The 11,510-nt window shown below is 69.1% G+C and carries 12 protein-coding genes; all 12 read right to left on the bottom strand.

The genetic code is table 11. From position 1 onward, the window contains the following. Positions 1-23: 23 nt before the first annotated feature. Complete coding sequence (locus FWJ47_RS06020; protein WP_147105498.1) at positions 24-974, bottom strand: RluA family pseudouridine synthase; 951 nt, start codon at positions 972-974, stop codon at positions 24-26. After that, complete coding sequence (locus FWJ47_RS06015; RefSeq protein ID WP_246126180.1) at positions 971-1,552, bottom strand: signal peptidase II; 582 nt, start codon at positions 1,550-1,552, stop codon at positions 971-973. The genes FWJ47_RS06020 and FWJ47_RS06015 overlap by 4 nt, the downstream gene beginning before the upstream one ends. Positions 1,553-1,573: 21 nt before the next feature. Beyond that, complete coding sequence (locus FWJ47_RS06010; RefSeq protein WP_147105495.1) at positions 1,574-2,455, bottom strand: DivIVA domain-containing protein; 882 nt, start codon at positions 2,453-2,455, stop codon at positions 1,574-1,576. A 181-nt stretch (positions 2,456-2,636) separates the two neighbouring features. After that, a complete protein-coding gene (locus FWJ47_RS06005; RefSeq protein ID WP_147105492.1) occupies positions 2,637-2,924 on the bottom strand; it encodes a YggT family protein in 288 nt (95 codons plus the stop codon). A gap of 94 nt (positions 2,925-3,018) precedes the next feature. Beyond that, complete coding sequence (locus FWJ47_RS06000) at positions 3,019-3,672, bottom strand: cell division protein SepF (RefSeq protein ID WP_147109023.1); 654 nt, start codon at positions 3,670-3,672, stop codon at positions 3,019-3,021. 78 nt (positions 3,673-3,750) lie between these two features. Further along, positions 3,751-4,482, bottom strand: coding sequence for a YggS family pyridoxal phosphate-dependent enzyme (locus FWJ47_RS05995; RefSeq protein ID WP_147105489.1), 732 nt, complete (start codon positions 4,480-4,482; stop codon positions 3,751-3,753). Between the two features lie 86 nt (positions 4,483-4,568). Next, positions 4,569-5,354, bottom strand: coding sequence for a purine nucleoside phosphorylase YfiH/LACC1 family protein (locus tag FWJ47_RS05990; RefSeq protein ID WP_147105486.1), 786 nt, complete (start codon positions 5,352-5,354; stop codon positions 4,569-4,571). 94 nt (positions 5,355-5,448) lie between these two features. Then, on the bottom strand, positions 5,449-6,672 hold the full coding sequence (gene ftsZ / locus FWJ47_RS05985) for a cell division protein FtsZ (protein WP_147105483.1): 1,224 nt from the start codon (positions 6,670-6,672) through the stop codon (positions 5,449-5,451). Positions 6,673-6,811: 139 nt separating this feature from the next. Continuing rightward, entirely contained in the window at positions 6,812-7,582 is a 771-nt protein-coding gene (locus FWJ47_RS05980) for a cell division protein FtsQ/DivIB (RefSeq protein ID WP_147105480.1), read from the bottom strand. Beyond that, positions 7,572-8,999, bottom strand: a complete 1,428-nt coding sequence (gene murC / locus FWJ47_RS05975; protein ID WP_147105477.1) for a UDP-N-acetylmuramate--L-alanine ligase — start codon at positions 8,997-8,999, stop codon at positions 7,572-7,574. Before murC ends, FWJ47_RS05980 begins: the two co-directional genes overlap by 11 nt. After that, positions 8,996-10,120: an undecaprenyldiphospho-muramoylpentapeptide beta-N-acetylglucosaminyltransferase gene (gene murG / locus FWJ47_RS05970; protein ID WP_147105475.1), complete on the bottom strand. Its 1,125-nt coding sequence runs from the start codon at positions 10,118-10,120 to the stop codon at positions 8,996-8,998. The genes murC and murG overlap by 4 nt, the downstream gene beginning before the upstream one ends. A 67-nt stretch (positions 10,121-10,187) precedes the next feature. Further along, on the bottom strand, positions 10,188-11,504 hold the full coding sequence (gene ftsW / locus FWJ47_RS05965) for a putative lipid II flippase FtsW (RefSeq protein WP_147105470.1): 1,317 nt from the start codon (positions 11,502-11,504) through the stop codon (positions 10,188-10,190). Between the last annotated feature and the right edge of the window lie 6 nt (positions 11,505-11,510).

Here is an 11,510-nt window from a genome sequence, read left to right as displayed (position 1 = left end):
TCTTTGCTCACGGCCTTTACCTCCTAGCCCTCAAGAAGAGAGAGCGCCTCTGACAGGTCGTTCGGATACTCGCTGCGGAACGTGACGTGCTCGCCTCCGGCAGGGTGGGCGAAGCCGAGCTCAACGGCGTGCAGCCACTGGCGGGTCAGGCCGAGCTCCGAGGCCAGCGCCGGGTCAGCGCCGTAGGTGAGGTCCCCGGCACAGGGCCTGCCCATCGCGGAGAAGTGCACCCGTATCTGATGGGTCCGGCCCGTCTCCAGGCGGATGTCCAGCAGCGAGGCGCGGCCGTAGGCCTCGATGAGCTCATAGTGGGTCCGCGCCGGGCGTCCGTCCTCGACGACTGCGAAGCGCCACTCGTGCCCCGGGTGCCTGCCGATCGGCGCGTCGATGGTTCCCTCGGTCGGATCCGGCAGGCCCTGGACCAGCGCGTGGTACCGCTTAGTGGGAGTGCGTTCGCGGAACGCGTCCTTGAGCACGCTGTAGGCCCGCTCCGTCTTGGCGACCACCATCACCCCTGAGGTGCCGACATCGAGCCGGTGGACGATCCCGCGGCGCTCCGCCGCCCCCGAGGTGGCGATCTCGACCCCCTGGGCCAGCAGTCCGCCGATCACCGTGGTGCCCCGCCACCCGGGCGAGGGATGCGCGGCCACCCCCACCGGCTTGTCGACGACGACGATGTCGGCATCCTCGTGCAGCAGCTTGAGATCCTCCACGGCCTCCACCTTCAGCAGATCTTCGGGCTCCGGCTCGTCCACGCTGATCAGCGCGCCGGCGGGCAGCCTCTCCGACTTCTTCACCGCGGCCCCCGCAGCCCGGGAGTCCTGCGCCTTCGCCTGGGTGCGGTCCTGGGCCCAGATCACCCGGCCCCGGGCAATCCACTCCGCTGCCTCAGTGCGGGAGACCTCGTACAGGGCCGCTACGACGGCGTCAGCCCGCTTCCCGCCCAGCTGCGGCTTCACTTCATGCTCAGTCATGCTTCGTTCGCCTCCGACCCCTGGGGCTTGCTCTCGCGGGTGCCGTCGATGCCGACGCCGAAGATCATCAGGGCGCAGAGGCCGATGATCGAGCAGACGATGAAGCTGTCCGCCACGTTGAACACCGCAAAGTTCGGCACTCCGATGAAATCCACGACAGCGCCCAGGCCGATCACATGATCCCCGCCGTCAGCCGGGCTCATCGGCCGGGCCAGGCGGTCGGTCAGGTTGCCGGCCACTCCCCCGGCGAGGCCGCCGAGGCCCAGCGCCCACAGCCAGGAGCCGCCGAGACGCCTGAACCACCAGAGGGCCAGCACCAGGACAACCGCCTGAATGAGGGTGAAGATCCAGGTGTAGTCGGTGCCCATGGAGAAGGCCGCACCCGGATTGAGATGGTGCCGGAAGTACAGCACGGGCGGGAGCACCTCGATGTGCTCGCCGAGGGCGAGGGTCTGCTCCACCCAGTACTTGGTGGCCTGGTCAAGGGCAAAAGCGAGGGCCGCGATGCCTCCGGCAAGGAGGATCGCGGCCCGTCTGCTCGGTCTGCGCTGCTGCGGCGCGGCGGGGGTCTCGGACATCCCCGCCATTCTACGCGGCTGTCAGCTGGAGGCTTCCTTCTCGATGGAGCCCTTGGAGTTCAGCTCGTTGAGCTGGCCCTCGATGTAGTCCTTCAGGCGTGCCCGGTAGTCGCGCTCAAAGCCGGTGAGCTCGGTGACACGGCTCTCCAGGTCCGTCTTCTTCCGCTCAAGGGCATTGAGGGTCCGGGTGGAGGTCAGCTCTGCCTCTTCGATCATGTTCTCGGCGCGAGTCTCCGCATCAGTGAGGATCTCGGTGCGCCTGCTCTCACCCTCGGCGATCAGCTCGTCCCGCTTGGTGGTGCCTTCGCTGAGGAGCTGCTCCTTGGTGCTCTCACCCTCGCTGATCAGCTCCGCACGCTTGCTCTCGCCCTCGGCGATGAAGGACTCCCGCGTCTGCTCGCCCTCGGCGATGTAGGCGGCGCGGGTCTCCTCGCCCTCGGAGACGTACTGATCGTGAAGCTTCTGCGCCATGGCAAGCACCCCGGCGGCAGAGCTCGCCTGCTCCTCGGCAGGCGCCTGAGCCGCAGGACGCTCCTGGGCGGGACGGGTGCCCAGCTCGTACTCGGGGTAGGCGGTGACGTTCGGGTCCGCCCTGTGCTCCGGCTCCGGGGAAGGCTCATCCCCCTGTGCGGGGAGAGACCCGGTGAGCTCTGCTTCGGTGCCGGCGTAGCCGGAGAGCCCGGCGTCGTTGAGGCTGTCGGGCTCCACGTGACGGGGGTCGTTGTCGAGCTGCTCCTGCAGAGACTCATTCCGGGCCGCCAGGTCCTCGTTCTCCTGGATCAGGCGGCGCCACTCGACCACGATCTCGTCGAGGAAGTCATCCACCTCGTCCTTGTCGTAGCCGGGACGGAATTTCGTCTCCGGGAACTCCTTGTTCAGGAGATCTTCGGGAGTGAGAGCCATTCTCAAGTCACCTCATCATCAGTGGCCGGCAGAGCTTCAAAACGGGACTTCAAAGCACGTCAGACCAAAGAATACCCAGACCCGTCTGGGGCCTTCGACCCGAACCTTCAAGTCCGGGTTTCAAAGGGTGGAGCCCCGCGAAGCGAAAAACTCCCGGTCAGAGCCTGACCGGGAGCCTCTCTCAAGCGAACGACAGAAGGATTCCCTGCAGCACAATCACCGCGAAGAAAACGATGATGAACGCCATGTCCAGCGCGATTCCGCCGAGCTGCAGCGGCGGAATCTTGGAGCGGAGCCAGCGGATCGGCGGGTCAGTGACCGCGTAGGTGCCCACGGCCAGCAGCAGCCAGGGGCCCTTGGGCCGCCAGTAACGAGCGAACTGCTGGGTCATGTCGAAGATGATCCGGACAATCAGCGCCAACTGGTAGACGCCCAGCAGCAGCCACAGCGAAGCAAGAATGAGATCCATCGCTGGGAAGCCTACCGTCTCCGGCGCACTTCAGGCGTAAAGGCCGACGCATCCCACGAGGCAGGCACGGTGCGCATACTCCGCAGGGACCAGCTCAGCTCTGGTTGAAGAACTGGGCGTCCGGCTCTGCGAGGGCGGCCTGCTCCTCAGCGAGGATCTCCACGTTCTTGGGAGTGAGCAGGAAGACCTTGTTGGTGACGCGCTCAATGGAGCCCCCGAGGCCGAACACCAGGCCCGCTGCGAAGTCCACCAGACGCTTGGCCTCTGCCTCGCCCATCTCCGTGACGTTCATGATCACGGGGATGTCCTCGCGGAAGGACTCGCCGATGACCTTGGCGTCGTTGTAGGAGCGGGGGTGGACTGTCGTGATCTTTCGCATAGGTTCGCTCTCGTCCCGGGAGGAGGGGGCACGCTTGATGGGGGTCACCGGGGCGCGGTAGTCCGGGTCCACCGCCAGGTTGGTCGGATTGTAGGAGCCGGTGTGGTGCTCCATCTGGCCGACGGGCTGACGGTCGGAGAGGGAGACCACGTTGTCATGGGAGCCTTCGCCCGGGTTGGAGGCGCGCTCAGCCGCGGCGGGGGCCGGTGCTGGGGCGGCAGAGGACTGCCGAGATTCTGCGGGACGCTCCGCGGCTGAGGCCTGCCCGGAACGAGGTGCACGGTCCTCGCTGCCGAAGCTGTCCTCAGCGTAGTCGTCACCATCGGCTAGGCCGAGGTAGATCATGGTCTTCTTGAAAGCACCAGCCATGGGGTTCTCCTGGGGGAAGGTTGAGAGTGGCATCGGTCTTCAGGCGAAGTGTGTATTCACTTGTTGGTGGACAAGACCTTACCGGGGCGCCGGACGCTCGCCCAACACATCGCGGCCGACTCTCAGGTGTGTCGCACCGCACGCCACGGCGGCCTCAAGGTCCCGGCTCATCCCCGCGGAGACGGCGACGGCGGCCGGGTGGTCAGCACGCAGGCGTTCGGCGAGCGCAGCGAGGCGCTCGAAGGCCGGACGCGGGTCCTCGTCCAGGGGAGCTACGGCCATCAGCCCGCCGAGAGTGAGGCCGTCGGCCTCGGCGATCGCGTCGGCGAGGCCCGGCACGGCATCAGGGGAGGCGCCTCCCCTGCCATCATCAGGCACGGGGTCACGGAGGTCTGCCTGGATGAGGCACTCGAGGTGTGCGGCACGCTCACCGCTCTCCAAGGCGCTGAGGGCCCCGCGGCTGAGCGCGCCGACAAGTTTGGCCCGGTCCACGGAGTGAACCGCGTGGGCGTAGCGGACCACGGATTTGGCCTTGTTGGACTGCAGCTGGCCGATGAAATGCCATCGCGGCGCGCCCTCCCCCAGCTGCGCGGCGACCTCGGCGGCTTTCGGACCGGCCTCCTGGTCCTTGTTCTCCCCCAGCTCGACCGCACCGAGCTGCGCCAGCCGGACGGCGTCGGCTGCGGGGAAGTACTTGGTGACGACGATCAGCTCCGGGCGGTCGGCCCGCCCGGCTGCGGCGACGGCGCCGTCGATGCGCCGGCTCACCGTGTCAAGGTTTTCCTTCAGCTCCTGGGTTCGCGTATCCACGCGTCCACCCTATAGAGGACAGACAGGCCGCAGCCGCAGACCCTCATCGCAAGTTCCAGCGGCGGCTCCTGCCGCGTTCGGCAGCATCAGGCACGCCAGACCAGACCGGCGATGCGGCCGGCTGGGGCGCCCTGCTGCTGGGTGCGGCGGTGGGAGAAGAGCTGCGGATCCTCCATCGTGCAGCCGCCGACGTCGTGCACCTCCGCCCCGTGCGTCCTCAGGACAGCGGCGGCCTCGGCACGCAGGTTCAGCGCAGGAGTGCCCCAGCTGGTGGTGGACACGAGCGCAGGCCGCGCAGCAGCGACCTCGTCCACCATCGCCTGCGGCACCTCATAGCAGGCACCGCAGGCGGCCGGACCGATCCAGGCGTGGATCTCCTCTGCACCTCGAGCCTGCAGCGCCTCAACGGTCCTCTCCAGGACGCCGGAGAGCAGCCCCTCCCGGCCGGCATGGGCGGCCGCGGTGACCGGTCCCGCTGCGCCGGTGCCGACGAAGAGAACCGGAAGGCAGTCTGCGACGAGGACGCCGAGCGGCGCAGCACCTCCTGCTGACACCCACGCGTCTGCCGTGGGCACCTCATCGCGCACCTCACCGGCGTCGAGCACCTCCGTGGAGTGCACCTGATGGAGGAAGCGGAACCCACTGCTCTCACACTGTCCCTGCACTGCTGACTTATCCCATGCGCTGTCGGGAGCAGACTTCTCAGCAGGGCTGGGATTTGCGGGAGAGAGGAGCTGGGACGCGAGGCGGGCCCTGTTCTGCTCCGCCTCCGCAGCGTCGCCGACATGGGCGCCGAGATTCCCGGCCGCAGCGGAGGTGAATCCCAGCCGCACGCCGTCATGGTCACCCTTCCACCAGAGCACCTCAGTCATACCTGCACCCTACGGCTCAGAGCACATGTGCAGAGGGACCCCCCCAGACGATGGCGAGGGTCCCTCTGCACGCGCGGGGAGGCGTAGGCGGCTCTTACTTCAGGAAGTCGGGGACGTCGAGATCGTCGTCATTCTTGCCGGTGTAGTCCGACTCAAGGACCTCAGGCAGCTGCTCCTCCTCGTTCCCCTGCTTCTCCTGCTGGGGAGAGGCCTCAGGGCGCGGCGTGGGAGCAGTGTCCTGGGAGGCCGCGGAGGAGGCGTAGCCGGCAGAGGTCGCACCGGCCACGGGCGCCACCGGGGAGCCGAACTGAGGCGTCTGGCGCTGCGTCGTCTGCTGGGCGGGCTGGGGCGCTGCGGGCTTGGAGGTGACGTCGGCCTGGTCGAACCCTGCGGCGATGACGGTCACTCGGGCCTCATCGCCCAGGGCGTCGTCGATGACGGCGCCGAAGATGATGTTGGCCTCCGGGTGAGCGACCTCCTGGACGAGGCGGGCTGCCTCGTTGATCTCGAAGAGGCCCAGGTCGGAGCCGCCCTGAATGGACAGCAGGACGCCGTGGGCACCGTCGATGCTGGCTTCCAGCAGAGGGGAGGCGATGGCGAGCTCGGCGGCCTTCACGGCACGGTCCTCGCCGTTGGCGGAGCCGATGCCCATCAGCGCGGAGCCCGCCCCCTGCATCACGGACTTCACGTCCGCGAAGTCGAGGTTGATCAGGCCCGGGGTGGTGATCAGGTCGGTGATCCCCTGCACGCCGGAGAGCAGCACCTGGTCCGCGGAGCGGAAGGCGTCCAGGACCGAGACGTTCTTGTCGCTGATGGACAGGAGACGGTCGTTGGGGATGACGATGAGGGTGTCGACCTCGTCGCGCAGCCCCTCGATGCCGGACTCGGCGGAGGTGGCGCGACGGCGGCCCTCGAAGGTGAAGGGCCGGGTGACGACACCGATGGTCAGGGCGCCCAGGGAGCGGGCGATGCGGGCGACGACGGGTGCGCCGCCGGTGCCGGTTCCGCCGCCCTCCCCGGCGGTGACGAAGACCATGTCGGCGCCGCGCAGGACCTCTTCGATCTCTTCGGAGTGGTCCTCGGCGGCCTGCCGGCCGACCTCAGGGTTGGCGCCTGCTCCGAGCCCGCGGGTGAGCTCACGGCCGACGTCGAGCTTCACATCCGCGTCGGACATCAGCAGCGCCTGGGCGTCCGTGTTGATGGCGATGAACTCCACGCCGCGCAGGCCCACCTCGATCATGCGGTTGACGGCGTTGACTCCGCCGCCGCCGATGCCGACGACCTTGATCACGGCCAGGTAGTTGTTCGGTGCTGCCACGTTGTACGTCCTTAAATCTATCGGAGCCCAGACTGACTGACATTTTTCTTTGCCGCCAGGCTACGGGCAACCGTCACTTTGCACCGCAACATGAACGTTCGCGTGTCCTGGAACGGGGCCGCCCGGCGAGGAGGATGCTTCAGCGGGTCACCGGGGTGCTCGGCGTGGATATGTCGACGGTGTCGGCCTCGGTGATGGCCTCATCCTCACTGGCGAGGATGGCCTCGAGCACCTCAGCCTTGGCGGGGCCCTGGTCCTCGCCGCCCCAGAGGACGGTCCGCCCGTCGGCCAGCTCCAGGGTGACGGAGTCGATGGTGTCCGCGGAGGCGGATTCGAGCTGGGCGCGGGCGCCTTCGGGCAGCTCTCCGAGGACGGCGACGACGGCCGCGAAGACCTGCTCGTCGCCGAGCGCGGCCTCGGAGGATATCTCCGGGATCGCATAGTCCTCGGAGTCGAGGATCTCGGGGCCGTCGAAGCTGCGGATCACATCACCGTTCTCGCTGTAGAGCTCCACACCGTCCTCGCCGGTCACTTGGGCGACAGGCGGGTGCTCGGTGATCTCGACGTGGAGGGTGTCGGGCAGCTCGGCGCGAGTCTGGACCTGGTCCACCACGTTCTCCTGGCCGAGCCGTTGGGCGACGTCGCCGGTGCCGATCTGCGGCAGGGGCGTGCCGCGCAGATCGGAGAGCAGCTCATCGGCGCGAGCTTCGGGAAGCAGCTCGGCGCCCTGGAGCTCGACGCTGCGCAGGGCGAGCAGCGGAGAGAACCAGAGCACGGCGACGGCCGTCGCCAGCAGGCCCAGGGCAGCGGCGAGCGCGATGAGGCCCCGCCGGCGCTGCCGGCCGCGGGTGACGCTCTCCGGCTCGGGGAATGCGAGCGGGGAGTCGTCCTGGTCCCCCTCACGAACCATCGACCACGTTGCTTTCGTGCGGGCGGGCCCGCTGCAGCGCCTCCACGATGCGGTCCCCGAGCTCGGTGACGTCGCCGGCGCCCAGAGTGAGGATGATGTCGCCGGGCTCGGCGGCGTCGACGACAGCGTCCACCGCGCCCTGCCAGGTATGCACAGGGTGGCCGAGGAGCCCGGCGGTGACGCCTTCGATGGGCTCCTCGCGGGCAGGGTAGATCTCCAGCACTGCGGCGGTGTCGGCGGCGGAGAGCTCCTGGCCGAACTCCCGGGCGAAGGCCTGGGTGCGGCTGAACAGGTGCGGCTGGAAGACCGCGTGGACTGCGCCGCCGCCGACTGCGCTGCGGGCTGCCGAGAGCACCGCGGCCAGCTCGGTGGGGTGATGGGCGTAGTCATCGATCACGCGGATGCCGGCGACCTCTCCCCTGCGCTCGAAGCGGCGGGAGCTGCCGGCGAACTCGCCGACCGCCTCAGCGGCCTGTGCGAGGCTCAGGCCCGCCTGCAGGCCGGTCCCGACAGCCGCGGCGGCGTTGAGGGCGTTGTGCCGCCCCGGGGCGCGCAGCCGCACCTGGGCGGCGGCGTCTCCGCGGGTGAGGGTGAACTGCTGGCCGCTGAAGTCCTCGGTGTGCTCAGTGATCCGCAGGCCGGCGTCCTCGCTGAAGCCGTAGGTGGTCAGCGTGACCCGCCGGCGGGCGAGCTCTGCGGCCACCCTCTGCTCGAGCGCACGGGCGCCGTCGTCGTCGGCGCAGAGCACCAGCGCGCCCCCGGGCAGGATGTTGCCGCTGAAGGTGACGAAGACCTGCTCGAACTCCTCCGCGCTGGAGTAGTGGTCGAGGTGGTCCGGCTCCACGTTGGTGACGATGGCGATCTCAGGCGAGTAGTTGACCAGGGTGCCGTCGGACTCGTCCGCCTCGGCCACGAACCACTCCCCCGACCCGGGCTGGGCGTTGGTGCCGAACCCAGCGACGGTCGCGCCGATCGCGAAGCTGGGCTCCAGCCCGGCCGCGTGCAGCATGACCGCGGTCATCGAGGAGGTGGTGGTCTTGCCGTGGGTTCCGGCGACGGCGATGCCCCGCTTGGCGGACATGCAGGCGGCCAGCCCCTCAGAGCGGTGAAGCATGCGCTTTCCGGCGGCCGCGGCAGCGTCGTACTCGGCGTTCCTGCCGGCCTTGGCCACGGATGAAGCGACCACCGTGTCGACCGGCTCGCCGGCCTCAGCCTCCACAGAGGCGATGTTCTCCCCCGCGTAGCCGACCCTGACCGGCACGCCGGCGGCGCGGAACTCGTCGAGGACGGGAAGGTCCTTGCCGTCGGTGCCGGAGATCGGCACTCCCTCGGTGAGCATCAGCCGGGCGATTGCGGAGACGCCGACCCCAGCCATGCCGAGGAAGTGGACGCGGCCCAGCTCAGTCAGTGTGCTCATGCGGGCACCTCTGCCCCTGCGGCGGCGAGGGCCTCACGGGCCATCCGCTCGTCGGCGTCGGTGATGCCGCGGGCCGCGGACTGCCTGCGCATGGTCAGCAGCAGGCGCGGGTCAGCCAGCATCGGCTGAATGTTGCGGGCGATCCAGGGGCGTGTGAAGTGCTCATCCCTGACCAGCAGGGCGCCGCCTGCGTCCACCAGGCCGCGGGCGTTGAGCTCCTGCTCCCCGTTGCCGATCGGCAGGGGGACGAAGACGGCGGGGAGCCCGACGGCGGCGGCCTCGCACACGGTGGCGGCCCCGGCACGGGCGACGATGAGGTCTGCGGCGGCGTAGGCCTGGTGCATACCGTCGAGGTACTCCCGCTGGAAGTATCCCTCCGCCGTCAGCGGAGCCCCGACGCCGTTCATGACGGTTTTGTCCCTGCCGGTGAGGTGGAGGACTTGGGCGCCGGTCTCCAGCAGCTGCGGCAGCGCGGAGGCGATCGCCGTGTTCAGGCTCAGTGCCCCGGATGAGCCGCCGGTGACGATCAGGGTGGTCCTCTCCGGGTCCAGGCCGAGGCTCTCACGGGTCTGCGTGCGGGCCTTCGCGGCCTCATCGGAGGTGAGCCGGCCCAGCTGGGAGATCTCACGGCTCATCGGCATGCCGACCCACTGGCCGGACTTGATGGGAGTGTCCTCGAAGGCGGTTCCGACGAACCCGGCCTTCCGCGCCCCGAGCTTATTGGCCAGGCCGGGGCGGGCGTTCGCCTCATGGATGACCACCGGGATCCCCAGCCGCTGCGCGGCCACGTACACGGGGGTGCAGACGTACCCGCCCACTCCGACGACAGCCGTCGCCCTCTCCTCGGTGAGGATGCGCTTGGAGTCCTCCACGGCGCTGCGGAACCGGCCCGGGAATCGGAGGACGTCGCGGCCGGGGCGGCGGGGCATCGGCACCTTCTCTATGGTGCGCAGAGGGTAGCCGGCCTGCGGGACGAGGCGGGTCTCGAGCCCGTCCGGGGTCCCGATCATCGTCTGGCGGACTTCGGGGGCGAGGCGGCCGAGCGCTTCGGCGATGGCGAGCATGGGGCTGATGTGCCCAGCTGTGCCGCCGCCGGCGAGCACGATTGAGGGGTCACTCATGGTGTCTGCGGCTCCTGTGCGGTTCTTCAGCGGTCAGATTGGGCGGGTACGGGGATTCGAGGCCGCCTCAGGCCTTCGGCGATGACAGTGTAGTGCCCCGCAGCCTCTTCGCCTTCGCGCCGCGGGGCGCCTTGGGCCGCATCGCCTGGAGGCGCTGGCGGCGGGCGAAGTTGAGGATGACCCCGACGGCGAGCATCGCCATCGTCAGCGCCGAGCCTCCGTAGGAGATGAACGGCAGCGGCACGCCCACCACCGGGATGGCACCTGTGACCATGGCGATGTTGATGAAGGCCTGGCCCACCAGCCAGGCGGCGATGCCGATGCACACCAGCCGGACGAACTGGTCCTCGGAGGCCGAGGCGATCCGGAAGATCCCGATGACCAGCATCATGAACAGGCCCAGCACCAGCACGGTGCCCAGCAGACCCAGCTCCTCGCCGATGATGGTGAAGATGAAGTCGTTCTCCACCTCGGGGATGTAGGCCCACTTCTGCCGGGACTGGCCCAGGCCCACCCCCCAGAACCCGCCGGATGCCAGGGCGTAGAATCCCTGTTCGGTCTGGTGGCACGGCTCGCTGGGGTGGTCGCAGTTCATGCCCAGCCACGCGTAGACCCGCATCATCCGGTACGGGGTCATCCACATCAGCAGGCCGATCGCCGCGACCGCTCCCCCGGCTGCGATGAGGAAGTAGCGCATCTTCACCCCCGCTGCGAAGAGCAGGGTTCCCACAATCACCGTGATGACGATGCTGGTGCCGAGGTCGCCGCCGGCGAGCACCAGCACCAGCACGGTCAGGGCGCCGGGCGCCACGAACGGCATCATCCAGTGGGTGAACCGCTCCACGAGCCTGCCCTTGGTGGCCAGCACCGAGGATCCCCAGAGGATCAGGGCGAGCTTGGCGACCTCGGAGGGCTGACCGCGGACCGGGCCGATCTCCAGCCAGTTGGTGGAGCCGCCGGCGGTGGAGCCCAGCGGAGTGAACGCCACCAGGCACAGCATCACCGCGGAGATGAGCATCATCGCCCAGCCGATGCCGCCCAGCCAGCGGGTGGGCACCAGGGTCATCATGAACATGCCGACGACGCCGAGCCCCGCCCAGGAAGCCTGCCGGGTGAAGGTGGTGAAGACGTTGCCGGCGGCGTCCACCGAGGTGGAGGACAGCACCATCGTCAGGCCGATGGCGGCCAGGGCCACGGTGGCGCCGAGGACCAGCCAGTAGTTGGTGTAGGGGTTCCCGCCCTCGAAGAACTGCCAGAGGCTGCGGATCCGCTGGCGGCGGCGCTCGTGGCGCTCGGCCCGCCAGGCCCGGCCCGCGGAGCCGTCGGAGATCTCCGGCTCCTGGTCCTCGACGGCTGTCAGGCTGGGGCGGGCGGTGGTGGTCAACTCAGC

This window comes from Nesterenkonia populi (assembly GCF_007994735.1).
Lineage (GTDB): Bacteria > Actinomycetota > Actinomycetes > Actinomycetales > Micrococcaceae > Nesterenkonia > Nesterenkonia populi.
This window is presented reverse-complemented; position numbering and strand designations above follow the sequence as displayed.